Source organism: Microbacterium sp. NPDC078428, from assembly GCF_044542535.1.
GTDB classification, from domain to species: Bacteria; Actinomycetota; Actinomycetes; order Actinomycetales; family Microbacteriaceae; genus Microbacterium; species Microbacterium limosum.
The window spans coordinates 36,791-59,771 of the sequence record NZ_JBITUP010000003.1; the positions used below are offsets into that span (position 1 = coordinate 36,791).

The 22,981-nt window shown below is 72.4% G+C and carries 23 protein-coding genes and 1 tRNA gene; 17 read left to right on the forward strand and 7 right to left on the reverse strand.

Translation table 11 applies throughout. The features are described from left to right. Positions 1-22: 22 nt before the first annotated feature. Entirely contained in the window at positions 23-964 is a 942-nt protein-coding gene (locus tag ACIGCK_RS06535) for a hypothetical protein (RefSeq protein WP_396664788.1), read from the reverse strand. 28 nt (positions 965-992) lie between these two features. Then, entirely contained in the window at positions 993-1,685 is a 693-nt protein-coding gene (locus tag ACIGCK_RS06540) for an NTP transferase domain-containing protein (RefSeq protein ID WP_396664790.1), read from the reverse strand. 261 nt (positions 1,686-1,946) lie between these two features. Here ACIGCK_RS06540 and ACIGCK_RS06545 point away from each other — a divergent pair, with 261 nt between their 5' ends. Genes ACIGCK_RS06545 through ACIGCK_RS06555 form a run of 3 tightly spaced genes read left to right on the forward strand, consistent with a single transcriptional unit; the run spans position 1,947 to position 5,430 of the window. Further along, the gene (locus ACIGCK_RS06545; protein WP_396664792.1) at positions 1,947-3,626 is read left to right on the forward strand and encodes an ATP-binding cassette domain-containing protein; all 1,680 of its coding nucleotides are present in this window, start codon (positions 1,947-1,949) and stop codon (positions 3,624-3,626) included. Beyond that, a complete protein-coding gene (locus ACIGCK_RS06550) occupies positions 3,602-5,122 on the forward strand; it encodes a hypothetical protein (protein ID WP_396664794.1) in 1,521 nt (506 codons plus the stop codon). Before ACIGCK_RS06545 ends, ACIGCK_RS06550 begins: the two co-directional genes overlap by 25 nt. Before the next feature lie 41 nt (positions 5,123-5,163). After that, the gene (locus ACIGCK_RS06555) at positions 5,164-5,430 is read left to right on the forward strand and encodes a DUF3039 domain-containing protein (protein WP_330169737.1); all 267 of its coding nucleotides are present in this window, start codon (positions 5,164-5,166) and stop codon (positions 5,428-5,430) included. Positions 5,431-5,439: 9 nt separating this feature from the next. Here ACIGCK_RS06555 and ACIGCK_RS06560 read toward each other — a convergent pair whose 3' ends face one another. Beyond that, positions 5,440-6,762: a nicotinate phosphoribosyltransferase gene (locus tag ACIGCK_RS06560; protein ID WP_330169736.1), complete on the reverse strand. Its 1,323-nt coding sequence runs from the start codon at positions 6,760-6,762 to the stop codon at positions 5,440-5,442. Positions 6,763-6,827: 65 nt separating this feature from the next. Here ACIGCK_RS06560 and murI point away from each other — a divergent pair, with 65 nt between their 5' ends. The 3 genes from murI (at position 6,828) to rdgB (ending at position 9,117) form a co-directional block, all read left to right on the forward strand. Continuing rightward, positions 6,828-7,652, forward strand: a complete 825-nt coding sequence (gene murI, locus ACIGCK_RS06565; protein WP_396664796.1) for a glutamate racemase — start codon at positions 6,828-6,830, stop codon at positions 7,650-7,652. 62 nt (positions 7,653-7,714) lie between these two features. Next, a complete protein-coding gene (gene rph, locus ACIGCK_RS06570; RefSeq protein WP_396665302.1) occupies positions 7,715-8,461 on the forward strand; it encodes a ribonuclease PH in 747 nt (248 codons plus the stop codon). 5 nt (positions 8,462-8,466) lie between these two features. Continuing rightward, on the forward strand, positions 8,467-9,117 hold the full coding sequence (gene rdgB, locus ACIGCK_RS06575; protein WP_396664798.1) for an RdgB/HAM1 family non-canonical purine NTP pyrophosphatase: 651 nt from the start codon (positions 8,467-8,469) through the stop codon (positions 9,115-9,117). A gap of 27 nt (positions 9,118-9,144) precedes the next feature. On the opposite strand, the gene ACIGCK_RS06580 is transcribed toward rdgB, so the two are convergent. Beyond that, positions 9,145-11,673: an ATP-dependent DNA ligase gene (locus ACIGCK_RS06580; RefSeq protein WP_396664799.1), complete on the reverse strand. Its 2,529-nt coding sequence runs from the start codon at positions 11,671-11,673 to the stop codon at positions 9,145-9,147. A 125-nt stretch (positions 11,674-11,798) separates the two neighbouring features. Here ACIGCK_RS06580 and ACIGCK_RS06585 point away from each other — a divergent pair, with 125 nt between their 5' ends. Beyond that, positions 11,799-12,683, forward strand: a complete 885-nt coding sequence (locus ACIGCK_RS06585; protein ID WP_396664801.1) for a Ku protein — start codon at positions 11,799-11,801, stop codon at positions 12,681-12,683. 30 nt (positions 12,684-12,713) lie between these two features. Here the strand turns inward: ACIGCK_RS06585 and ACIGCK_RS06590 are convergent, their stop codons facing one another. Next, positions 12,714-13,505, reverse strand: coding sequence for a DedA family protein (locus tag ACIGCK_RS06590; RefSeq protein WP_396664803.1), 792 nt, complete (start codon positions 13,503-13,505; stop codon positions 12,714-12,716). Between the two features lie 64 nt (positions 13,506-13,569). After that, a tRNA-Leu gene (locus ACIGCK_RS06595) sits at positions 13,570-13,651 on the reverse strand. Positions 13,652-13,749: 98 nt separating this feature from the next. On the opposite strand from ACIGCK_RS06595, the gene ACIGCK_RS06600 reads away from it, so the two are divergent. The 7 genes from ACIGCK_RS06600 (at position 13,750) to ACIGCK_RS06630 (ending at position 18,244) form a co-directional block, all read left to right on the forward strand. After that, positions 13,750-14,895, forward strand: coding sequence for a CpaF family protein (locus tag ACIGCK_RS06600; protein WP_396664804.1), 1,146 nt, complete (start codon positions 13,750-13,752; stop codon positions 14,893-14,895). Further along, the gene (locus tag ACIGCK_RS06605; protein WP_396664806.1) at positions 14,892-15,746 is read left to right on the forward strand and encodes a type II secretion system F family protein; all 855 of its coding nucleotides are present in this window, start codon (positions 14,892-14,894) and stop codon (positions 15,744-15,746) included. The genes ACIGCK_RS06600 and ACIGCK_RS06605 overlap by 4 nt, the downstream gene beginning before the upstream one ends. After that, positions 15,743-16,693: a type II secretion system F family protein gene (locus ACIGCK_RS06610; RefSeq protein ID WP_396664808.1), complete on the forward strand. Its 951-nt coding sequence runs from the start codon at positions 15,743-15,745 to the stop codon at positions 16,691-16,693. The genes ACIGCK_RS06605 and ACIGCK_RS06610 overlap by 4 nt, the downstream gene beginning before the upstream one ends. Before the next feature lie 40 nt (positions 16,694-16,733). Next, positions 16,734-16,958 carry a hypothetical protein gene (locus ACIGCK_RS06615; RefSeq protein WP_396664810.1) on the forward strand — a complete coding sequence of 75 codons (225 nt, stop codon included), beginning with the start codon at positions 16,734-16,736 and terminating at the stop codon, positions 16,956-16,958. An 8-nt stretch (positions 16,959-16,966) separates the two neighbouring features. Then, positions 16,967-17,371: a TadE/TadG family type IV pilus assembly protein gene (locus tag ACIGCK_RS06620; RefSeq protein WP_396664812.1), complete on the forward strand. Its 405-nt coding sequence runs from the start codon at positions 16,967-16,969 to the stop codon at positions 17,369-17,371. Continuing rightward, positions 17,346-17,801 carry a TadE family protein gene (locus ACIGCK_RS06625; protein WP_396664813.1) on the forward strand — a complete coding sequence of 152 codons (456 nt, stop codon included), beginning with the start codon at positions 17,346-17,348 and terminating at the stop codon, positions 17,799-17,801. Before ACIGCK_RS06620 ends, ACIGCK_RS06625 begins: the two co-directional genes overlap by 26 nt. Before the next feature lie 62 nt (positions 17,802-17,863). Continuing rightward, the gene (locus tag ACIGCK_RS06630) at positions 17,864-18,244 is read left to right on the forward strand and encodes a pilus assembly protein TadG-related protein (RefSeq protein ID WP_396664814.1); all 381 of its coding nucleotides are present in this window, start codon (positions 17,864-17,866) and stop codon (positions 18,242-18,244) included. A 19-nt stretch (positions 18,245-18,263) separates the two neighbouring features. Here the strand turns inward: ACIGCK_RS06630 and ACIGCK_RS06635 are convergent, their stop codons facing one another. Further along, on the reverse strand, positions 18,264-19,514 hold the full coding sequence (locus ACIGCK_RS06635; protein ID WP_396665303.1) for an MFS transporter: 1,251 nt from the start codon (positions 19,512-19,514) through the stop codon (positions 18,264-18,266). 103 nt (positions 19,515-19,617) lie between these two features. Here ACIGCK_RS06635 and prfB point away from each other — a divergent pair, with 103 nt between their 5' ends. From prfB to ftsX, 3 genes are all read left to right on the forward strand, one after another. Beyond that, positions 19,618-20,727, forward strand: coding sequence for a peptide chain release factor 2 (gene prfB, locus ACIGCK_RS06640; RefSeq protein ID WP_396664815.1), 1,110 nt, complete (start codon positions 19,618-19,620; stop codon positions 20,725-20,727). Positions 20,728-20,793: 66 nt separating this feature from the next. After that, positions 20,794-22,023 (forward strand): cell division ATP-binding protein FtsE, encoded by a 1,230-nt coding sequence (ftsE, locus tag ACIGCK_RS06645; protein WP_396664816.1) that lies wholly within the window; start codon positions 20,794-20,796, stop codon positions 22,021-22,023. After that, entirely contained in the window at positions 22,020-22,934 is a 915-nt protein-coding gene (gene ftsX / locus ACIGCK_RS06650) for a permease-like cell division protein FtsX (protein WP_396664818.1), read from the forward strand. The genes ftsE and ftsX overlap by 4 nt, the downstream gene beginning before the upstream one ends. Positions 22,935-22,981: the final 47 nt, after the last annotated feature.

Below are 22,981 nucleotides of genomic sequence, written 5' to 3' on the forward strand. Positions count from 1 at the left end.
GCGGCGAGTCGCCGCGGGCTGGTCAGTCCTCGTCGTCGGGTGGTGCGATCGCGCGTGGGCTCCGACGCAGCGTTTCCGCGACGCCGCCCACCCGGCGTCCCGCCCGCCCGATGCCGCGCGCCGCCGCCGTTGCGCCCCCCGACATCGCGCCGCCGGCGCGGCGGAGGGACGACAGGGCGGCGCGCTCTGCGCGCTGGGCCCCCGGGCGCGGCTCGAGGTCTTCGGGCAGGGCGATCGGCGGAGCACCGAACGCCCGGCGTGAACCCGTGAGCACGCGCCGGCCCAGGATGTGGTTTCCCGCCGCTCCGACCGCGGCACCCACGCCGAAGGGAAGGGCCTTGCCGAGCCACGACGCGCCGCCGCGCGCCGCGAACTGGCGGATGAACGCCCCCTTGAGGCGATCGACGAGGGGCCCCATGGCCGCACGCGGCAGGGTCTTCGTGACCATCTCGCCCCAGTACGCCGAGCGGCTCGCGCCACGGCCAGACGCCTGTCCGGCGAGCTGCGCGACGAGGTCCACGCCCTCCTTGCCGAGCATGAGGGTGAGCACGAGCGCGCGCGCCCGGTCGGGGTCCGAGACGGCGATGCCGTGCACCTCGGCGACGGACTGCGCGAAGAGGGTCGTCGACTCGAGGAAGCCGACCGTCTCGACACCGGACAGCGCCAACGTGATGCCCGTTCCGATGCCGGGCACGACGGCGGTCGCGCCGACCGCCGCGCCGCCCGTCGTGACGGCGGCGAGATAGCGACGCTCCAGCATCGTGATGATCTGAGCCGGGCCGGCGCCGGGGTGCCGGAGCCGGATGCTGCGGATGTGCGCCACGACGACGGGTCGCTGTATCGCGAGCACCCGATCCAGCGCACGGATCATGAGCGGATGCTCGGCGGAGCCGACCGGGGGCATACCGCCCTCCCACGCCGCTCCGTGGGGCAGCGAGTGGATGCGGTGGATCTCGTCACTCATGGGTGTCGACGGATCTCGGCGGCATTCATCAGACGTACTGGTTCGCCCGCTCCAGGTCTTCCGCGAAGTCGACCTCGACCGCGTACAGATCGGAGATGTCGAGGGGCTGCAGGCGCAGACCGTTCTCGATGATGGCGAACTCGAGACCGCGCTCGAAGTAGTCCTGGTCGTCGACGCGGCCCAGCTGCTGGATGAGGGTCTTCTTGTCGGCCGAGGCGATGTAGTTGATGCCGACGGCTTCACCGATCCCGCCGCGAACGGTCTTCGACAGCGCGCTGATCAGACCGCGGTCATCGACCGTGTACTTGACCTCTTCGTCGCTCACCTTCGCGGTGTTGACGGTGACGAACGACTGCTCGCGCTCGATGAGGTCGACGGCGCGGCCGAGCACACGGGGGTCGAAGACGACGTCGCCGTTCATCCAGAGCACGCCGCCCCGACCCGTCGCCTTGAGGGCTCGCAGCAGCGACTTCGACGTGTTCGTCTGGTCGTAGCGGTCGTTGTAGACGTAGTCGACGTCGGGGAACGCTTCGACGATGGTCTCGGCGCGATATCCCACGACGGTCGTGATGCGCGCATCGTCGCCGAAGGCGGCGCGGATGTTGTCGTGCTGCTGACGCATGATGCTGCGGCCGTCGCTGAGCGCGGTGAGGGGCTTGGGCAGGCTCCGACCCAGCCGCGAGCCCATGCCCGCGGCGAGGATCACGATCTGGTGAGTCATGGTGCTCCTGGGAGTGTGCGCTGTGTGTGGTGTGACCGCTCATGAACCGTGTCGGTTCGTGTGTTCAACGTCGATTCATCGACGCGACACCCCGTTGTGCCTCCTGCATGGTATCGAAGCCCCCTGGGAAGGGGCAGAATATGCCGCCTCCGTTGCGCCATCGTGACAACTGCGTCATCATGCGCTGCGGTCGCCAGGCGCGGAGTGCCGAGGGTGCCCGCCGCGCCGGTGCGAACCCGACGGGGTTGATACGTTGGGACGGTGACCGCCTCGAGCTCAGACCCGCGTGATCCGTCCGACGAGCCCGACGCGTCGGCACCCGCACCGGACGCGTCCGTAGACGATGCCGGATCGAGCGCAGAGAAGTCGACGCCGCCCCGCAAGCGCCCCACGCGAACGACGACGGGCGAGAAGAAGCCCGCCGCGCCGCGTGCGCCCCGGGCGCCCCGTGCGCCCCGTGCGACGACCGCGAGCGGCCGGGCGACGCCGGAGAAGTCGGGTGCCGGGGCGAGCCCGGAGAAGCCGGGTGCCGCGGCGGCGCCGAGGAAGCCGCGTGCCGCGGCGGCGTCCCGCACGCCCGGGTCCGGTGCCGCGCCCGGGAAGTCCGGGTCCGGCGCGGCGCCCAGGAAGCCGCGTGCGGCGGCGGTGCCGAAGAAGACGGAGCTTGCCGCGCCCGAAGCGAGTGAGTCCGCGCCCTCCCGGCCTGACGACGAGAGCACGGGCGTGGTGTCGGCGATTCCGCCGCTTCCGCCGTTGAGTGCCGCGGAGGCGGCCCGGCTGATGTCGGCCGCGGTCCGGGGCGAGGCGCTCGCGGCCGAAGGCATCACGGCGGGCGCGGGCGAGAAGGACGACGCGGGTCGAGCCGACGCCGATGAAGAGCCGTCGGGGACGGCTGCGCCGGTCATCGGGCCGGACACCGCGGTGGTGGCGGAGGGCGAAGGCGAGGATGTCGAGGCCGAAACAGCTGCCGAGCCCGTCCCGGACACGGTGGCGATTGCGCGGCAGCCCCGCGCGGGGCGCGAGGATGCGGCCACCGGGCCTGAGCCCGAGACGAAAGCCGAGGGTTCCGACGAGGCGCCGGTCGCGGACGTCTCAGCCGTAGACGCCACCGCCGCGACGGACGCGGATGTGGCGGCGGAGGCAGCCGCAGATGGGGTGGCGACCGCGGATGCGGACTCCGACAGCCCCGCCATCGCGATGACGGCGGTGACCAAGCGATTCGGCGGGCACACCGTGCTCGACGCCATCGATCTCACCGTTCCCGCGGGCAGCTTCTTCGGGCTCGTCGGCCCGAACGGGGCGGGCAAGACCACGTCCTTGTCGATCATGGCGGGCCTGCTGCGAGCGGACGAGGGCACCGTCGAGATCGCGGGCGTGGATGCCGCGGCCGACCCCCGCGCCGCGAAGGCGAAGCTCGGGGTGCTGCCCGACCGGCTGCGAACCTTCGACCGCCTCAGCGGCCGTCAGCTGCTGTACTACTACGGTGTGCTCCGGGGGCTGCGTCCCGCGGTCGTGAACGACCGGATCGCCGACCTCGCGCGCGTCTTCGACCTTCGCGATGCGCTGGCGCGCTCGGTGTCGGATTATTCGGCGGGGATGGTCAAGAAGATCATGCTGGCCGGCGCGATGATCCACTCGCCGCGCGTGCTGATCCTCGACGAGCCGTTCGAGGCCGTCGACCCCGAGTCGTCCGAGATCATCCTGGACATCCTTCGCAGCTACGTCGAGCACGGCGGAACGGTCGTGCTCTCCAGTCACGGCATGGGTCTGGTGGAACGGGTCTGCACGCGTGTCGCGGTGATCGTCGATGGCAGGGTCCTCGCGAAGGGCACCGTCGATGACGTGCGCGGCGACCTCACGATGGAGCAGCGTTTCATCGAACTCACCGGCGGGCTCGACGACGCGGAGGGCCTGGAGTGGCTGCACAACTTCTCCGACTGAGGATCTCCCTGCTGCTGGCGTCGGCGCGCGGCGATCGGCGGGCGGCCGTGCGCTCGGTCCTCGGCGGCGTGCTTCTCGGCCTCGGCGCCGTCCTGATCTGGCCGCTCGCGGTCGCGCTCTCCCGCGAGAGCGGCGCACTGGCGACCTTCGCGGTGCTCCTCGGGACGGCGGTGACGGCGTCCTTCTTCCTCATGCCCGTTCTCACGAGAGCGGAAGACCCCCTCGACCCCCGCCGCTTCGCCGTCATCGGAGTCGCGCCGTTGCCACTCGCGGCGGCCGTCTTCGGGGCGTCGTTCCTGAGTGTCCCCGTGGTCGCGACGGCGATCGCGGCGGCGGGCATCGCGGCATCCGCGGGCCTCGGGGTCGTGACGGCGGTCCTCGCCGTTCTCATCGCTCTCGCGACGGCGGTGGGTGCAGCGAGGCTCGGCTTCGCCCTCGCCGCCCAGCTCCCGCGACGGCGGCGGCCCAGCCTCGTCGTCGTGGTCGCCGTGCTGCTCGCCGCCGCCCCCGCTGCGGCGGCGGTCGGCGCCCTCACCGGCGTGCCGCCCACGGGCGCAGTGGATGCCGCGGCATCCGCCCTCGTCGTGTCCCCGCTCGCCGCACCGTGGGCGCTCCTCTCCGGCGGCGGCGACGCCTGGGCGGTCGCGGTGATCACCCTCGTCGTCATCCTCGCGGCGTGGGCCGCGGTGACCATCGGCCTGCTGCGGGCTCCCGCGAAGCGCCCCGTGCCGCGCCGGGCCGGCCTCGGCTGGTTCGGCGTGATGCCGGGAAACCCCGCGGGCGCGATCGGCGCGCGCAGCATGATCTATTGGCTCCACGACCGGCGCTATCTCACGAACATCGCGATCGTCCCCGTGGCGGCGCTGCTCGTGACGCTGCCTCCGCTGGTCGCGGGGGTTCCGGCCGAACTGGTCGCGCTCATCCCCGTTCCGCTCGCCGCGCTCTTCCTCGGATGGCTGCCGCACGACGACGTCGCCTACGACCACACGGCGATATGGATGCACGTCGCGGCGGGCGTGCGCGGCGCGGCGGATCGTGCGGGCCGGCTCGTGCCGATCCTCCTCTTCGGCACACCCGTCCTCGTGGTCGGGACGGTGCTCGCGTCGACGCTGTCGGGCCAGGCCGACCTGCTTCCCGCCCTGCTCGGGGTGTCCGCCGCCCTCTTCCTCGGCGGGCTCGGTCTGTCGAGCATCGCGTCGGCGCTCGCGCCGTATGCCGTCACCCGGCCGGGCGACAGCCCCTTCCGGCAGCCGCAGCGCGCCGGGTCCTCCGGGGTGTGGTCGCAGGCGCTCGTCCTGCTGGGCGCCCTTGCCGCCGCGGCACCGTCGCTGTGGTGGGGCGTTCGCGCGCTGTCGGGCGACGCCGGCGCGGCAGACGCGGCGCTGGCGCTCGGCCTCGGGGCCGGGCTCGTGCTGCTCGTGGCCGGCATCTTCGCGGGCGGAGCGATCTTCGCGCGGAGGGGCACGCGCCTGCTCGAGCACGCCGAGATGGTCTGATCCGCCCCCGTCCCGCGGGCCCGCCGCTAGACTCTCGATTCATGAGCACGCCCACCGGAACCCCCGACGAAGGGGGCATCGCGACCCTCGACCGTGAGCTCGAAGAGCTCATCCGCGAGGAGAGCGTCGAGCCCGGCGACCACGAGCGCTTCTCTCACTACGTCAAGAAGGACAAGATCCTCGAGTCGGCCATGACGGGCAAGCCGGTGCGCGCCCTCTGCGGGAAAAAGTGGACCCCCGGACGCGACCCGGAGAAGTTCCCGGTCTGCCCGACCTGCAAAGAGATCTACGAGTCGCTGCTGACCTGACCGCCGGGCTCAGCGCTCCAGGAAGACCGTCGGCAGGGCCGGGTCGGACTTGCTCAGCGCGAGCGCCTGCACGGGAAGCTCGGCGCGAGCGGTGGCGTGATGGGCGCGCGCGGACCGCGTTCCCTCGGCCCCGAGATGGGCGGAGTCGGCCTCGCCTGCCACGACGAGGGGCACCTGCAGCGCACGCGCATCCGGATGCCGTGAGGCGTCGTCACGCGACCGGGTGCCGTCCGACACGGTGACGAGCTCCTGCACGGCGTGGGCGCCCTCCCGCACCCGGAACGCCGCCTTGCGTCCGCCCGCGGACGCCTTGGCGGCGGATGCCTTGGACACGGCGACCCAGCCGCCGCTCGCGTCCTCCCTCGCTACGAGCTTGTAGACCATGCCCGCCGTGGGGTGTCCCGAACCCGTCACGACGGAGGTGCCGACACCGTAGGCGTCGACGGGGGACGCCGCGAGTGCGGCGATCGCGTACTCGTCGAGGTCGCTCGTGACGGTGATGCGCGTGCCGCTGGCGCCGAGCGCGTCGAGCTGTGCGCGCACCGCGGCGGCCATGGCGGGCAGGTCGCCGGAGTCGATGCGGACGCCGCCGAGGCCCGGGCCCGCGACCCGGACCGCGGTCTCCACGCCGCGCGCGATGTCATACGTGTCGACGAGGAGGGTCGTGCCCGCGCCGAGCGCCGCGACCTGCGACCGGAACGCCGACTCCTCGTCGTCGTGCAGGAGCGTCCACGCGTGCGCCGCGGTGCCCATCGTGGGGATGCCCCATGTGCGTCCCGCCTCGAGGTTGCTCGTCGCGCCGAACCCCGCGATGTACGCCGCCCGCGCGGCTGCGACGGCGGATCGCTCGCCGGCTCGCCGGGACCCCATCTCGGCGAGGGGGCGCTCGCCCGCGGCGACGCTCATGCGGGCGGCCGCCGTCGCGACGGCGGAATCGTGGTTGAGCACGCTGAGGGCGAGGGTCTCCAGCACGACGGCATCGGCGAAGGTGCCCTCGACCGTGAGGACGGGGGAGCCGGGGAAGTACAGCTCGCCCTCGCGGTACCCGCTGATGTCGCCGCGGAAGCGGTAGCCGGCGAGGAAGGACAGGGTCGCGGCATCCACGATCCTCTCGTCGCGGAGGAAGCGGAGCTCGTCGTCGCCGAATCGGAAGTCCCGCAGGAGGGAGAGCAGGCGGCCGGTGCCCGCCACGACCCCGTACCGGCGGCCACCGGGCAGGCGCCGGGCGAAGAGCTCGAAGACGCAGCGTCGCTGCGCGGTGCCGTCCTTCAGCGCGGCGTCGAGCATCGTGAGCTCGTAGCGGTCCGTGAGCAGGGCGGTGGCGGCCGTCATGTCGGTCACTCTACGGCGCTCGCGAGGCCGGGATGCCGATGCGACCGCGGGTAGGGTTGATGACCATGAACGGCGCGCCGATCGGGATCTTCGACTCGGGGGTCGGCGGACTCACCGTCGCCCGGGCGATCGGCGATCAGCTGCCCCGCGAATCGCTCGTGTACATCGGCGACACGCTGCACTCGCCGTATGGCCCGAAGCCGATCGCCGATGTGCGGCGCTACTCGCTCGAGGTGCTCGACACGCTCGTCGCGCAGGGCGTGAAGATGCTCGTGATCGCGTGCAACACGGCATCGGCCGCCGTACTGCGCGACGCGCGCGAGCGCTACGACGTGCCCGTGGTGGAGGTCATCGGCCCCGCCGTGCGCACCGCGATATCGACGACCCGCAACGGGCGCATCGGCGTCATCGGCACGCAGGGGACGATCGGGTCGGGCGTGTACCAGGACATGCTCGGCGTCGACGAGCGGCTCACGGTCTTCGCCCGCGCGTGCCCCCGCTTCGTGGAGTTCGTCGAGGCGGGGGTCACCGGGTCGCCCGAGCTGCTGAGGGTCGCGGAGGAGTATCTCGCCCCGTTGCGGGAGGCCGACATCGACACCCTCGTGCTCGGCTGCACCCACTACCCCTTCCTCAAGGGCGCCATCAGCTACGTGATGGGGCCGGCGGTCTCGCTCGTCTCGAGCGACGTGGAGACGGCGAACGACGTGTACCGCGAGCTCGTCACCCGAGACCTCCTCACCGACGACTCGGGCGCCCCATCGCACGTCTACGAGGCGACCGGGGATTCCGCGGGCGCCTTCATCGACCTCGCGAATCGCCTGCTGGGCCGCGAGGTGCAGAGCGTGCGCCTCGTGCAGACCGGGGCGATCGACCTGCCCCACCCGGCGTGACCCGCACGTCCGGGCACGACGACCACGAGACATCCGAGAACCACGAGAGGGATCCCCACGAGATGACCGACACCACGCGCGCCGACGGCCGCACCCCCGACCAGCTGCGGCCCGTGACGATCGAGCGTGGCTGGAGCGCTCACGCGGAGGGATCGGCCCTCATCAGCTTCGGCGGCACGAAGGTGCTGTGCACGGCGTCGTTCACGAACGGGGTGCCGCGCTGGCTCACCGGCAAGGGCAAGGGCTGGGTGACGGCGGAGTATGCGATGCTGCCGCGCGCCACGAACAGCCGGAACGACCGCGAGAGCGTCAAGGGCAGGATCGGCGGCCGAACCCACGAGATCTCGCGCCTGATCGGGCGTGCCCTGCGCTCGGTCGTCGACACGAAGGCGCTCGGTGAGAACACGATCGTCATCGACTGCGATGTGCTGCAGGCTGACGGGGGAACCCGCACGGCGGCCATCACCGGCGCCTATGTCGCGCTGGCGGACGCGATCGAGTGGGGCCGCGAGAAGAAGTTCATCGCGCAGCGCTCGTCGGTGCTGGTCGACTCGGTCGCGGCGGTCTCCGTCGGCATCATCGACGGCGAGCCGATGCTCGACCTCGCCTACGTCGAGGACGTGCGCGCCGAGACCGACATGAACGTCGTCGTGACGGGGCGCGGCCTGTTCGTAGAGGTGCAGGGAACCGCGGAGGGCGCGCCCTTCGACAAGCGCGAGCTCGACGCCCTGCTGGATCTCGGCGTGGCCGGGTGCGCCGACCTGCGGGTGGCGCAGCTGGCGGCCCTCCAGCCCGACGCGGGCGAGTGACGACGATGACGCACGCCGATCCCGGCGCCGGCCCCCGGCGGCGCGTCGTGCTCGCCACGCACAATGCGCACAAGGTCGCGGAGTTCGCCGCGATCGTGGCGGCGACCCGTCCCGACCTCGAGGTCGTCGGCTACGACGGGCCCGAGCCCGTCGAGGACGGCACGACCTTCGCCGCGAACGCGTTGATCAAGGCGCGCGCCGCGGCATCCCACACCGGACTGCCGGCGCTGGCCGACGACTCCGGCATCTGCGTCGACGTGCTGGGCGGATCGCCGGGCGTGTTCTCGGCGTACTGGGCGGGCCACCGGAAGGATGCCGAGGCCAACCTCGCCCTGCTGCTCGACCAGCTCTCGGACATTGCCGATCCGTACCGCGGGGCGCGCTTCGTCTCCACGATCGCGCTCGTCGTCCCGTCGGCGGACGGCGACGAGGAGGCGAGCGAGCACGTCGTCGAGGGAGTGTGGCCGGGGCGCGTCGCGCTCGCTCCCTCCGGCGACGGTGGTTTCGGTTACGACCCGGTCTTCGTGCCCGACGGGCAGGAGGGCGGCGCGGAACGAACGGCGGCCGAGCTCTCGGCGGCGGAGAAGAACGCGCAGTCGCATCGCGCCCGGGCCTTCGCCGCACTCGCGCCGCTGCTGGAGGCGCTGCCCCGGTGACCCGGGGGGTCGGCGGCGAGCCGCGGGTCAGTCCTCGCGCACGACCTCGTCGGCGGGGACGTCGGCGCGCACGCCCCTCCACCGGGCGTGGCGCAGGATGCCGCCCGGTGTCCACTCGGCGAACTCCACCTCGCCGACGACGACCGGCTGCACCCAGTGCGCATCGGAGGCGTCGGCGGCGGGCACGTCGGCGAAGGGGCACCGATCGGTGCGCAGCGGCTCGAGCGTGCCCGCCAGCTGCGCGAGGGCGCGCTCCGAGAACCCGGTGCCCACCCGCCCGGCGTAGTGCAGCCCGCGCTCGTCCTGCACGCCGACCAGCAGGGAGCCGATCGAGCCGCGCCGCCCGCCCTTCCCCGGACGGATGCCGCCGACGACGACGTCCTGCGTGCGGGTCAGCTTGACCTTCAGCCAGGCCTCGGTGCGGATGCCGCGGCGATACGGCGCGGCGGGATCCTTCACCACGATGCCCTCGAGCGCGAACTCGCGCGCCGTGTGCAGAGCGGCATCGACGTCGTCCACGACCGGCGGGATGCGCACCGTCTCGCCGGGGCTGAGCGATCCCTCGAGCAGTTCGCGTCGACGGTGAAGAGGAAGAGCCGCGGTGTCGGCGCCGTCCCGCTCGATGACGTCGAAGAGGTAGTAGGTGACGGGGGTTCGCGACGTCTCGCGTGCGATGTCGGCGTCTCGCGCGAGGTTCATGCGGTTCTGCAGGAGGGGGAAGCTCGGGCGACCGGCCTCGTCCAGGGCCACGAGCTCGCCGTCGACGACGAACGGCACCGACCCGAACACGGCGGGTGCCGCGGCCGTCACCTCCGGATAGCGCGCGGTGACGTCGGTGCCGGTGCGCGTCAGCAGGCGCAGCGACGACCCGTTCCACACGCCGATGGCGCGGATGCCGTCCCACTTGAACTCGACCCAGGGTGCCGTGCCGGCGGCCGCGGCGGTGCGCCGCGCGGTGGCCCTCGCGATGCCGGGAGTCGCGGATGTCGCGAGCATCGGCGCATGGCGGCCGGCGTCCGGCGGAGGCGGGCCGGGGGTAGGACCGGGCGGCGACTCGGGATCCGGAGCGGACGGCGGCTCGGGTCCCGGGACGGACGGCTCGGCGGTCGCACCGAGTCCCGCGTGGTCGGCGGGTTCGACGGGAGCGCCGTCGGGCTGGGCGCGGCCCGCGGCATCCGTCTTCATGCGGTGCAGCAGCCACGTCGACTTCTCGCCGGCGCCGTCGGTGCGGATGAGGGCGAGGCGCACGGTGCCGAGCGGGCCACCGGGGCGCCCCTCGAGCGTGGCGATCACCTCGTCGTCGCGCCACTTCTCGAGGTCGTACCGGCCCTCGTCCCAGATCGTCATCGTGCCCGCGCCGTACTGCCCCGCGGGGATGACGCCGGAGAATGAGGCGTACTCCATCGGGTGGTCCTCGGTCTGCACCGCGAGGTTATTGCGGGCGCTCGTGGGAGGCACGCCCCGCGGGACGGCCCAGCTGGCGAGCACGCCATCCCGCTCGAGGCGCAGGTCCCAGTGCAGGCGCGACGCGTGGTGCTCCTGGATGACGAAGCGGGGCCGCTCCTCCGGCCGGGCGGGCCGGCCCGTCGGCTCGGCGGGCACGGGCTCGGGGGTGCGGCCGGCGTCGCGCTTGGCGATGTAGGCGGCGAGGGGACCACAGGTACCGAGGCCGGGTGCACCGAGCGCCGCGAGCGGATCGCCGTCGGCCTCGGCGCGCTCGAGCACCTCGGAGAAGAGCAGGTGGCGAAGGTCCGCATCCTCCAGCTCCGCCCACGTGCGCGGCGCCGCCACGGTCGGCTCCGGCCGTCCCCGCAGCGAGTACGGCGCGATGGTCGTCTTGGAGCCGTTGTTCTGGCTCCAGTCGATGAAGACCCGGCCGGGTCGGAGGGCCTTGCTCATGGCGCTCACGACGAGGTCGGGATGATCCGCCTCGACCGCGCGGGCGAGCTCCTTCGCGAACGCCGTGATCTGGTCGCTCGTCTGCTCGCCGGGAAGGGCCGCGTAGAGGTGGATGCCCTTGCTGCCGCTCGTGACGGGATGCGCCGCCATGCCCATCCCCGCGAGGATGTCGCGGCACACCCGCGCCACTTCCGCGCACTCCGCGAGCCCGACGCCGGGGCCGGGGTCGAGGTCCAGCACGAGCCGGTCGGGGTTCGCGCGTGCGCCGTCGGGGCGGAAGCGCCACTGCGGCACGTGGAGCTCGAGGCTCGCCACCTGCGCGAGATAGACGAGCGCCGCGACATCCGTCACGAGCGGGTAGTCCTTCGGGCCGCCCGAGTGCGCGATGCTCTGCCGGGGGAGCCAGTCGGGGGCGCCGGGCTCGAGGTCCTTGGCGAAGAAGGCCTCGAGCGGCTCCGCCGCCGTGCCCACGCCGTCGGGCCAGCGCTTCCGCGTGACCGGCCGCCCGGTCAGGTGCTGGATCATCCATCCGGCGATGCGCGAGTAGTAGCCGATGACCTCGGCCTTGGTCGTCCCCGTCTCGGGGTACAGCACCTTCTCGAGGTTCGTCACACGCAGGCGGCGGCCGCTGATCCGCACGCTCTGCTCGCCCGCCACGCCCTCACGCTACCCGGCCGCAGCCCAGCCGGACGTGCCGGCGCGGCCCCCGTGCACCCCGGCGTCGAGGCGGGGTGGATGCCGTCGGGCTCGATTTGCGGGGAAGGAAGCGGTTGACTGGTGGAGTGAGAGCCATCTGGAAGGGCGCCATCGCGTTCGGACTCGTCAACGTGCCGGTCAAGGTCTACGCCGCGACCGAGGATCACGACGTCTCGCTGCATCAGGTGCACAGCAAGGACGGCGGACGCATCCGCTACCAGCGCATCTGCGAGATCGACGGCGAGGTGGTTCCGTACGCCGACATCGACCGCGCCTACGACGACGGCGAGCGCACGGTCGTGCTCGGCAAGGAGGACTTCGACGCGCTGCCCTCCGAGCGCAGCCGCGAGATCGAGGTCGTGGAGTTCGTGCCCTCCGAGCAGGTCGATCCCATCATCCTCGACCGCTCGTACTACCTCGAACCCGATTCGGCGTCGCCGAAGGCCTACGTGCTGCTGCGCAAGACGCTCGAGCAGACCGACCGCACCGCCATCGTGCGTTTCACGCTCCGCCAGAAGACGCGCCTCGCGGCGCTGCGCGTGCGCGGCGACGTGCTCGTGCTGCAGACGCTGCTGTGGGCCGACGAGGTGCGCGAGGTCGCGTTCTCGGCGCTCGAGGAGCCCGTGAAGATCTCGGCGAAGGAGCTCGAGCTCTCGGCGAGCCTCGTCGACAGCTTCGCCGACGACTTCGACCCCGGGCAGTTCATCGACGAGTACCAGCGCGAGCTGCGGACGCTCATCGAGGCGAAGCTCGAGCGGGGCGATGCGCTCGACACCTCCGAGACCTTCGGGGAGCAGGAGGAGGGCGAGAAGGGCGGCGAGGTGATCGACCTCATGGAGGCGCTGCGCGCGAGCGTGGAGCGCTCCCGCGCGGCCCGGGGCGAGGGTAAGGGTGCCGCGGCATCCGACTCGTCGTCCGGGAAGTCGGCCAAGGCCGACAAGCCCAAGAAGAAGGCGTCGAAGGCGTCGTGAGCCCGCGCCCGCCGTGACCGGCGGGAGGGGTCAGCGGTCGGTCGTCGTGGGACCCTTGCCCTCGTCGCCGACCTCGGGGGCCTTGTCGAACACCTCGGGGTCGAGCACGAGCTCGCGGGCCTCGGCGTCGTCGGTCACGACGTCCTCTCCGGCCTCGGCGGCGCGGCGCGCCTTGCGGCGCTCGGAGAGGTAGTGCCACAGCGTCACGACCGCGGTGCCGCCGACGGCGACGAGCAGGATCACGTCGATGTACTCGGTGACGATGTCTCGTACGCCGGGGATGTACCCGATGAGGTAGCCGAACATCGTCAGGCCGAAGCCCCAGAGCACGGCGCCGATGAGGTTGTAGAGGGTGTACTTGCCCTTGTGCATGTGGCCGACACCGGCGGCGACGGGTGCGAAGGTGCGCACGATCGGCACGAACCGGGCGAGGATGATCGTCAGCCCGCCGAAGCGCTCGAAGAACGCGTTGGTGCGCTCGACGTTCTTGACGCTGAACAGGCCGGATTCCTTGCGTTCGAACACCGCCGGGCCGGCCTTGTGCCCGATGAGGTATCCGACTTCGCCGCCGACGAACGCGGAGAGGCCGATGAGGAGCGCGACCCACCAGGCGCTGAGCCCGAAGACGCCGTTGGGAGCGATGGAGGTGGAGTGCGAAAGCAGCCCGGCGATGATGAGGAGCGTGTCGCCCGGCAGCAGGAAACCGACCAGCAGCCCCGTCTCGGCGAAGACGATGAAGCAGACCACGACGAGGGCCCAGGGCCCCGCCCACTCGATGATGGCGGCGGGGTCGAGCCAGGGGATGAGGGCTGCAGGCTGCACGTGGTGTTCCCGTCGGTGCTGGGCGGGTGGCTATGTGATGCGGGTGCCGTCGTCGGCGGCCGCGTGCGGAAGGTGGGACTTGAACCCACACGCCCGGAGGCACAGGAACCTAAATCCTGCGTGTCTGCCAATTTCACCACTCCCGCGGGTGCGCTCATTCTAACGGGAGCCTCCCGCCCCGTCCGGGTTCGGCGGCTGTGGATAACTTGCGAGGCCCGGGCCGAGGTTTGGGCAGGATGACCTCGTGTCTGCTCGTGCCCTGCTCGCCTCGCCCTCCGGGGTCGTGCTGCGGGAGCGCACACGGGACCGGCTGCGGGGGGAGTCGGTCGATCCGGCACAGGAGCCGGAAGCGGCCGCCGCGATCGCGCGGGCCGAGGTGCGTCGTCACAACGACATCGCGCATGCCCGGGGGTGGGAGCCGGTGGCGGACGAGCACGAGCTCGTCCGGGAGCTGCTGGCGGGTATCGGAGGATTCGGCGAGCTGCAGCGCTACCTCGATGATCCGGGTATCGAGGAGATCTGGATCAACTCTCCGCGCGATGTCTTCGCCGCGCGCGACGGCGTGTCCGAGAGGCTGCCGATCCGACTGGACGACGCGCGCGTGCGCGACCTCGTCGAGCGGATGCTGCACGCGAGCGGACGACGGGTCGACCTGAGCCAGCCCTTCGCGGACGCGTCGCTACCGGACGGCTCGCGCCTGCACGTCGTGATCCCCGACATCACGCGTCGCCACTGGGCGGTGAACATCCGGAAGTTCCCCGCGGCATCGCGTGACCTGGATGCGCTCGTGGCTCTCGGATCGCTCGACCCCGCGCACGCCGAGATCCTTCACGACGCCGTCGCGGCGGACGCCAGCATCCTCGTCTCCGGGCCGACGCACGCGGGCAAGACGACCCTGCTCGGCGCCCTGCTGGCCGCCTGCGCGCCGCACCGGCGCATCGTCACCGTCGAGGACACGTTCGAGCTGGCCGTCGACGCGCCCGACCTCGTCGCGCTGCAGGGACGGGTGGCGAACCTCGAAGGAACGGGCGAGGTGACGCTCCGTCGGCTCATCAAAGAGGCGCTGCGGATGCGACCGGACCGGCTCGTCGTCGGCGAGGTGCGGGATGCCGAGGCCCTCGACCTCGTCCTCGCCCTGAACACGGGCCTGCCCTGTCTCGCTTCGATCCATGCCAACTCCGCGGCCGACGCCATCGACAAGCTCGCCGCGCTCCCGCTCCTGGCGGGCAGGAACATCGACGCCTCCTTCACGCGGCCGGCGATCGCCCGTGCACTGGATCTGGTCGTGCACTGCACGCGGCTGCCGGGCGGCTCCCGGCGGGTGACCGAGATCGTCCGCCCGACGGGCGAGATCCGCGACGGCCGGACGGAGATCGAGGTGGTCGTATGACGGCCGTGTGGGGCGGCCTGCTCGCTGCCGGTGCGCTCCTCGTGACAGCACCGTGGCTGTGGCCCCGCCGGTCGGATCGCCACGGCGCCGGTCGAGGGCGGCTCGGGCGCCTACTGGACGAGGCAGGGTTCGCGCATGTGCGCGTGCGGGTGCTGGTGGCCGCGTCACTGGCGGTCGGCGCGCTGTCGGGAGTCCTCGCCGCCGCCGTGCTTGGGGTGGCGATCGTCGCGGTCACGGCGGGGTGCGCGGGGGCGGTCGCGCCGTACGCGTGGCTGCGCGCCCGGCGCGCGGCGCGGCGGCGCCGGCGATGGGCCGTGTGGCCCGATGTCTGCGAGCACATCGTCGCGGGCGTGCGGGCCGGGCTTTCGGTGACCGACGCCGTCTCCGCGCTCCAGGCGACAGGCCCGGAGGTGCTCCGCCCCGCATTCGCCCGCTTCGCGCTCGACATGGCGGCCTCGGGCAACGGCGACTCGAGCCTCGTGCGTCTCAAGACGGCACTCGCCGATCCGGTCGCGGATCGGATCATCGAGACGCTGCGGATGGCCCGACAGGTGGGCGGGACGAAGCTCGGCACGGTGTTGCGCGCCCTTGCGTCGTCGGTGAGGGAGGAGGCCGCGCTGCGCGCCGAGGTGGATGCCCGGCAGTCCTGGGTGCGTGCCGCCGCCGCGCTGGGGGTGATCGCACCGTGGGTCGTGCTCGTCCTGCTGGCCTCCCGGCCCGAGGGGGCCCGCGCGTACTCGAGCCCCGAGGGGATCCTGCTCGTGCTGGGCGGCGCGGCGGTGTCGGTGGTCGCGTACCGGCTCATGCTGCGGCTGGGCCGCCTGCCCGAGCAGGCGAGGTGGTTCGCGTGACCCTCGGCATCCAGACTTCCGCGGTCTGGGCGCTGCCGCTCGGAGCGGCGCTCGGCGCAGGCCTGTGGTGCATCGTCGCGGCGGTGCCGCGCTGGCGTGCGCCCGCGTTGCAGATACGAGTCGCGCGCTACATCCGGGACGTCGGCGATCCGCTCGGGACGACGCCGTGGGAGAGCGCCGGCGGGTGGCCCGGCGACGCGCCTCCCACGCTCCGCGGCCTGCTTCGGGCACTCTCCGACCGCGGGGGCGCCGCGTTGGGGGATCCCGCCGTGCTCGCCCGGCGCCTCGGGCAGGCGGGCAGGGAGCGGAGCGTGTCGGAGTTCCGTGCGCGGCGCCTCGCATGGGGGCTGGCAGGGCTGCTCGTGGGAGCCGCTGCCTGGGTGGCGCTTGCGCTGATGGGACGCGGATTCCCCGGGCTCGCCGTGCTCCCCGCCGTGACCGCGATGATCGCCGTCGTCCTGTGCGATGCCGAGCTGCAGCGCGCCGCGCGGCGTCGCGGTCAGCGCATGAGGGAGGAGCTGCCGACGGTGCTGGAGCTGCTGAGCCTGTCGCTGTCGGCGGGCGAGGGTCTCCGCGATGCGCTGCGCCGCGTCGCGGCATCCGGCTCCGGTGAGCTCAGCGCCGAACTTCGGCGTGTCGTGTTCGATGTCGACACCGGCTCCTCGCTCACCACCGCGCTGCGGGCCCTGACCGAACGGGCGTCGCTGCCCCCGCTGACGCGTGCTACCGACCAGCTCGTGGCGGCGCTGGAGCGCGGCGCGCCGGTGGCGGAGGTGCTCCATGCGCAGGCGCACGATGCGCGCGAGGACTTCCGGCGTGCGCTGATCGAGCGGGCGGGCCGCGCGGAGATCGCCATGCTCTTCCCTCTCGTCTTCCTCATCCTTCCCCTGTCCGTCATCTACGCCGTCTTCCCGGGTGTGGTGCTGCTCAGGCTCGGCGTCGGCTGATGCCCGCCGGTCGGGTCGCCCCGTTCAGAAAGGAACCCTCATGACCGAACCCGCTCCCCGCGTCCACCCGTCGCGGCTGACGCGCACCCTGCGGCTGCTCGAGGCGCGGGTGCGCGCCGCGGCATCCGAAGAGCGCGGCGACGTGCCCGGCTGGGTGCTGATCACGCTGATGACCGCCGGGCTCGTCGTCGTGATCTGGGCGCTCGCGGGGCCGGCCCTGGGCGCCCTGTTCGAACAGGCCATCTCCCGCGTGGCGGGGTTTTGACCGCCCTCATGGCCATCGCCCCGCCTTCCGTGCGCACGTCAGAGGATGCCGGGGCCGCGGCCGTCGAGTTCGTCCTGGTAGGGCTGCTGCTGACCTTCCTGACGCTCGGGGTGATCCAGCTGGGCGTGGCCGTGTACGTCCGCAACGTCGTTCACGACGCGGCGGCCGAGGGCGCGCACCGCGGCGCGCTCGCGGATGCGTCACCCGCCGAGGGCGCGCAGCGCACGCGCGAGCTGATCGGGCGGGCGGTCGGCGAGTCGTTCGCGCAGGAGGTGAGCGCGCAGCGCAGCGGCGAGCTCGGGTACCCGACCGTGCGGGTGACCGTCCGGGCGCGCCTGCCGCTCGTGGGGCTGCTGGGCCCGGCTGCCGGCATGGAGGTGCAGGCGCATGCGCCGCTCGAGAGCTTCGACTGATTCCTCGGACGCGGGGTCTGCGCCGCTGGAGTTCATCGCCGTGGGCCTTCTCGTGCTCGTGCCGCTGGTGTACCTGGTGCTCGCCGCCGCAACCCTGCAGGCGCATGCGCTCGGAGCCGAATCCGCCGCCCGGCACGTCGCCCGGGCGATCGCGCAGGCCGACGGCATTCGCTCCGCCGACGCCCGCGCGGGAGCGGTGCTCGCGACGACCGCGAGGGAGTACGGAATGGATGCCTCCGCCGTCGTCCTCTCGACCTCCTGCGAGCCCGCCGCGCCCTGCCCCGCCGCGGGGGCGACGGTGCGTGTGAACGTACGAACGCGGGTCGCGCTGCCACTCGTGCCTCCGGTCTTCGGGCTGGAGCGCATCGTCTCGCTGCCCGTGGAGGCCACGGCGATGCAGAAGGTCTCTCGGTTCTGGGGTGCCTCGTGACGGGTCGCGCAGACCGACCGGGGCGCGTCCGCGCGTGCAGGCGGGACGAAGGGGGCTCGGTCATGCTGCTGACACTCGGGTACGCCCTCATCACGATCGCCGTCGTGCTCGTGTGCCTGAACGCCACGAGCCTCTACCTCGCCCAGAAGCGGGTGGACTCGATCGCGGACGCCGCGGCCCTCGCGGCGGCGGACGGGTTCGACCTCGTGCTCCGGGACGGTGTGCCCCGGGCGGTGCTGCACGACGGGGGAGTGCGTGCGCAGGCGGCGTCGATCGTCGACGCGCACGGACGCGCGGCGCGGCTCGTGCGGGCGTGGACGCCGGACGGCGTGTCGGCACGCGTGACGGTGTCGGACACGTGGCATCCGGTGGTCTTCAGCGTGTTCGTCCCGGGCGGCGTGGCGCTCGAGTCCACGGCGACGAGCCGCACCGCCGCGCGGTGACCGCGCCCGTGCGGCGGCCTCAGCCGCGCCGCGGCGAGAACCGCGGGATGAAGCGCGTCAGCGCGACGGCCCCGACGAGCCCGATGACCCCCACGAGCGCTACGGCGCCCGAGATCGACCACACCGCCGTCACCCCGGAGACGAGCAGCGGCGTCGCGGCGCCCCCGGCATCCGTCAGCGTCCGCCACGACCCGAGGTAGGGCGCCGGATTCGCGGGCGGCGCGGTGTCGGCGCCGAGGGTGAGCAGGATGCCGCTGGAGAGCCCGTTGCCGACGCTCACGACCATCGCGAAGACGGCGAACCAGACGTCGGCGTCGGCGAGATCGTGCGTGGCCGACAGCGCCAGGAAGCCGAGGCCCATGAGCGTCATCGCCGGGAGGGCGGCCCACAGGCGGCCGAAGCGGTCCATCACCTGGCCGCTCGCGTAGAACAGGGCGAAGTCGATCGCGCCCGAGATGCCGACGACGAGGGCGATCGTCGCGGCGTCCAGCCCGATCGAGACGCCCCACAGGGGCAGCACCAGCTGGCGCGCCGAGCGCACCGCCGACACCGACGCCGCCGCGAGCCCCAGGCGCGCCAGCACGTCGCGATGCGCCCACATGGTGCGGAACACCCCGGCGCGCGACTGCGTGGGGATCGATCCCGTGACCGGCTCGCCCGAGTCCTCGCCGCCGTCGGCGTGACGGGAGTAGCGGGAGTGCCCGGCGGGCGGGGTGGCTGTGCTGCGCGCGGCGAGCTGTGCTTCCGGATCGGGACCCAGCAGGACGAGCAGCACACACCCGATGAGACACACGCCGAAGAACCAGACGGCGGCGCGCTCGTCGTCGAAGAGCAGCAGCAGGGCGGCCGCCGCGAACGGGCCGGCGAACAGGCCGAGCCGGAACGTGCCGCCCAGCAGCGACAGCGCGCGGGCGCGGAACACCAGCGGCACCCGCGTCGCCATGAACGAGTGGCGCGCGAGGCCAAACGCCGCGGCGCAGAAACCCACGATGAGCACGGATGCCGCGAGCACGCCGATGTTCGGCGCCCAGAGCAGTCCCGCCACGCCGGCGAGCGCCACCACTCCGGCCGCCGCCATCGTCGCGCGCTCACCGAACCGCGCCACCGCCCAGCCGGCGGGGATGTTGCCCACGAGCTGGCCGACGACGAGCGCCGAGGCGACGAGGCCGGCGACGGCGATGTCGGCGCCCAGCCGAGCTGCCATCACCGGCAGCAGCGGCAGCACGGCCCCCTCGCCGAACGCGAAGAGCACCGTGGGGCCGTAGATCATGGGGGCGAGGCGGCCGACGACCGCCCCGATCCGAGCCCTGTCGCCGGCGTCGGCGGGGGAGACGGGGGATCGGGTCACCGTATCCACGTTAGTCTGGACTGTCATGCTCGAACTCGATCTGTCCGCCGACATCCAGGCGCTGCGCTCCACCTTCTCCGACATCCGCGCCGTCGTCGACGTCGACGGCCTGCGCGCCGACATCGCTCGCCTGAGCGAGCAGGCGGGGGCTCCCGACCTGTGGGACGATCCCGAGGCCGCCCAGAAGGTGACGAGCGCGCTGAGCCACAGCCAATCCGACCTCGCGCGCGTCGACGCCATCGAGCGTCGCCTCGACGACCTCGAGGTGCTCGTCGAGCTCGCTCGCGAGATGGAGGACGAGGAGTCAGCCGACGAGGCGCGCCGCGAGCTCGCCGCCCTCGGTGAGGCGATCGGACAGCTCGAGGTGCAGACCCTGCTCGACGGCGAGTACGACTCCCGCTCGGCCGTCGTGACGATCCGCTCGGGCGCCGGCGGCGACGACGCGACCGACTTCGCCGAGATGCTCATGCGCATGTATCTGCGCTGGGCCGAGCGCCACAAGTATCCCGTCAAGGTCATGGACACCTCCTACGCCGAGGGCGCGGGCATCAAGTCGGCCACGTTCGAGATCGATGCCCCCTACGCCTACGGAACGCTCTCGGTCGAGGCCGGCACCCACCGACTGGCTCGCATCAGCCCGTTCGGCTCGGCCGACAAGCGCCAGACGTCCTTCGCCGCCGTCGAGGTGATCCCCGTCATGGAGGAGGCCGTCGAGGTCGACATCCCCGAGGGCGACATCCGCGTCGACGTCTTCCGCTCGTCGGGCCCCGGCGGGCAGTCGGTCAACACGACCGACTCCGCCGTGCGCCTGACCCACCTCCCCACGGGCATCGTGGTCTCGATGCAGAACGAGAAGTCGCAGATCCAGAACCGCGCCGCAGCCATGCGCGTGCTGCAGACCCGGCTCCTGCTGCTCAAGCGCGAGGAGGAGGCGGCGAAGAAGAAGGAGCTCGCGGGCGTCATCACGGCCAGCTGGGGCGACCAGATGCGCTCGTACTTCCTCTACGGCCAGCAGCTCGTGAAGGACCTGCGCACGGGACACGAGGTCGGCAACCCCGCCGTCGTGTTCGACGGCGACCTCGACGGCTTCATCGCCGCGGGCATCCGCTGGCGCAAGCGCAAGGACGACGACTGATCCGGATGCCGCCAGCCGGGTGTCGCTGAGGGGCATCCCCCGCCACACGCTTAGGCTCGGATGGCCATGATCAGGTTCGAACACGTCACCAAGACCTACCGCGGCTCGCAGAAGCCGGGTCTCTCGGGCGTCGACTTCGAAGTCGCCCGCGGCGAGTTCGTCTTCCTCGTCGGACCCTCGGGCTCGGGCAAGTCGACGTGCCTGCGCCTGATCCTCCGCGAGGACATGCCCACGACGGGCAGCGTCGTCGTGCTGGGCCGCGACCTCACGACGCTCTCCAACCGCAAAGTCCCGTACTTTCGCCGGCACGTCGGCGCGGTCTTCCAGGACTTCCGCCTCCTCACCTCCAAGACGGTGTTCCAGAACGTCGCGTTCACCCTCCAGGTCACGGGAGCCTCGCGCGGGTTCATCCAGCAGGCGGTGCCCGAGGTGCTCGAGCTCGTCGGGCTCGCGGGCAAGGAGAAGCGGATGCCGCACGAGCTCTCGGGCGGCGAGCAGCAGCGCGTCGCGATCGCGCGCGCGCTCGTCAACCGCCCGCAGGTGCTCCTGGCCGACGAACCGACGGGGAACCTCGACCCCGCCACGTCGATCGGCATCATGCAGCTCCTCGCCCGCATCAACGCGAACGGCACGACCGTGCTCATGGCGACCCACGAGGCGGGCTTCGTCGACCAGATGCGCCGACGCGTCATCGAGCTCGCGCACGGTGAGATCGTGCGCGACGAGGTGCACGGAGGGTACGGCGACACATCGCAGCTGCCGAGCCTCGCCCCCGCCAAGGAGAAGGGCGCGGACGCCATCGCCGCCCTCACCGCCGTTCTCGAGCTGCAGCAGCGCGTCGCCGCGGGCGACGACGCGCCCCCGACGGGCGACGTCCCCGTCTTCGCCCCCGACGTCGAACCGGAACCCGCGGCGGCACAGGCCTCCGAGAACCGCGCCGACGCGGCATCCCACTCCCACGGCGACGAGCACCTCGCCGGAGCGGATGCTGCCCCCGCGGGGGAGGCCATCCCCGACGCGGACGCGCTGGCCGTTGCCAACGCCGCGCTCTCGGCCGTCGCGGGTCAGGCCGCCGCCGCCGTGAGCCCGCCGCCCTTCGACCCCATCGTCCATGTCGAGGAGGAGGCGCCCTCGCCGCCCATGCCGCCGCCGCCCCACGACACCGGAGCTGCGCCGCGCGTGCACCTGACCGGACCCATCGAGATCGAGCTGCCCGAGCTGCCCGAGGTCGGCGTCGCCGACCGCCTGGGCCTCGGCGAAGGCGACGAGGACGACAGGGTGGGTCCCACGTCGTGAGGTGGCAACTGATACTCGCCGAGGCGTTCAGCGGCCTGCGGCGCAACGCTTCGATGGTCATCTCCGTCGTGCTCGTGACCTTCGTGTCGCTCACGTTCGTCGGCGCCGCGATCCTCATGCAGATGCAGATCGCGAAGATGCAGGACTTCTGGGTCGACCGGGCCCAGGTCGCGGTCTACATGTGCACGCCGATCTCGGTGAGCGCGACGTGCGTCGACGGCGCGGCCACGCCCGAGCAGATCGCAGAGGTGCAGGCGTCCCTCGACTCCGACACGCTGGGACCGCTTGTGCAGGAGTACCGCTTCGAGACCCGCGACGAGGCCTACGCCAACCTCATCGAGCAGATGGGCGAGGACTACGCGAGCGTCATCGCGCCCGAGCAGATGAACGAGACGTTCTGGATCAACCTCGTCGACCAGACGCAGTCCGACGTCATCATCGAGGCGTTCAGCGGCACCGCGGGCGTCGAGGACGTCGCCGATCAGCTGCAGTACCTGGATCCGCTGTTCCAGGCCCTGACGGTGGCGACGTACATCGCCGTCGGCATCGCCGGTCTCATGCTGATCGCGGCCGTCCTGCTGATCGCGACGACCATCCGCCTTTCGGCGTACGCCCGCCGGCGAGAACTCGGCATCATGCGGCTGGTCGGGGCATCCAACCGATTCATCCAGACGCCGTTCATCCTCGAGGGCGTGCTGGCGGCGCTGCTCGGCTCGGGTCTTGCCGCCCTCGCCGTCTGGGCGGGGCTGCGCTTCGGGGTGGAGGGGTATCTCCGCGAGCGAGTCGCGTTCATCACGACGTGGGTGGGCGCGGAGGAGCTGTTCGTCGTCATCCCGGTGATGGTCGTCGTCGGCGTATTCCTGGCGGCACTGTCGGCCGGCTTCGCCATCCGGCGTTGGCTCCGGGCCTGACCCGAGGTGCGCAACCGCTAGACTGAGAGGCTGCCGTGCGTGCGCGC

Bases quoted from the DNA above. Each gene is read 5' to 3' on its own strand.
- ACIGCK_RS06535 (WP_396664788.1), bottom strand. From the start codon at position 964: ATGAGTGACGAGATCCACCGCATCCACTCGCTGCCCCACGGAGCGGCG.
- ACIGCK_RS06540 (WP_396664790.1), bottom strand. From the start codon at position 1,685: ATGACTCACCAGATCGTGATCCTCGCCGCGGGCATGGGCTCGCGGCTG.
- ACIGCK_RS06555 (WP_330169737.1), top strand. From the start codon at position 5,164: ATGAGCACGCCCACCGGAACCCCCGACGAAGGGGGCATCGCGACCCTC.
- ACIGCK_RS06560 (WP_330169736.1), bottom strand. From the start codon at position 6,762: ATGACGGCCGCCACCGCCCTGCTCACGGACCGCTACGAGCTCACGATG.
- murI (WP_396664796.1), top strand. From the start codon at position 6,828: ATGAACGGCGCGCCGATCGGGATCTTCGACTCGGGGGTCGGCGGACTC.
- rph (WP_396665302.1), top strand. From the start codon at position 7,715: ATGACCGACACCACGCGCGCCGACGGCCGCACCCCCGACCAGCTGCGG.
- rdgB (WP_396664798.1), top strand. From the start codon at position 8,467: ATGACGCACGCCGATCCCGGCGCCGGCCCCCGGCGGCGCGTCGTGCTC.
- ACIGCK_RS06605 (WP_396664806.1), top strand. From the start codon at position 14,892: ATGACGGCCGTGTGGGGCGGCCTGCTCGCTGCCGGTGCGCTCCTCGTG.
- ACIGCK_RS06615 (WP_396664810.1), top strand. From the start codon at position 16,734: ATGACCGAACCCGCTCCCCGCGTCCACCCGTCGCGGCTGACGCGCACC.
- ACIGCK_RS06620 (WP_396664812.1), top strand. From the start codon at position 16,967: ATGGCCATCGCCCCGCCTTCCGTGCGCACGTCAGAGGATGCCGGGGCC.
- ACIGCK_RS06625 (WP_396664813.1), top strand. From the start codon at position 17,346: ATGCGCCGCTCGAGAGCTTCGACTGATTCCTCGGACGCGGGGTCTGCG.
- ACIGCK_RS06630 (WP_396664814.1), top strand. From the start codon at position 17,864: ATGCTGCTGACACTCGGGTACGCCCTCATCACGATCGCCGTCGTGCTC.
- ACIGCK_RS06635 (WP_396665303.1), bottom strand. From the start codon at position 19,514: ATGATCTACGGCCCCACGGTGCTCTTCGCGTTCGGCGAGGGGGCCGTG.
- prfB (WP_396664815.1), top strand. From the start codon at position 19,618: ATGCTCGAACTCGATCTGTCCGCCGACATCCAGGCGCTGCGCTCCACC.
- ftsE (WP_396664816.1), top strand. From the start codon at position 20,794: ATGATCAGGTTCGAACACGTCACCAAGACCTACCGCGGCTCGCAGAAG.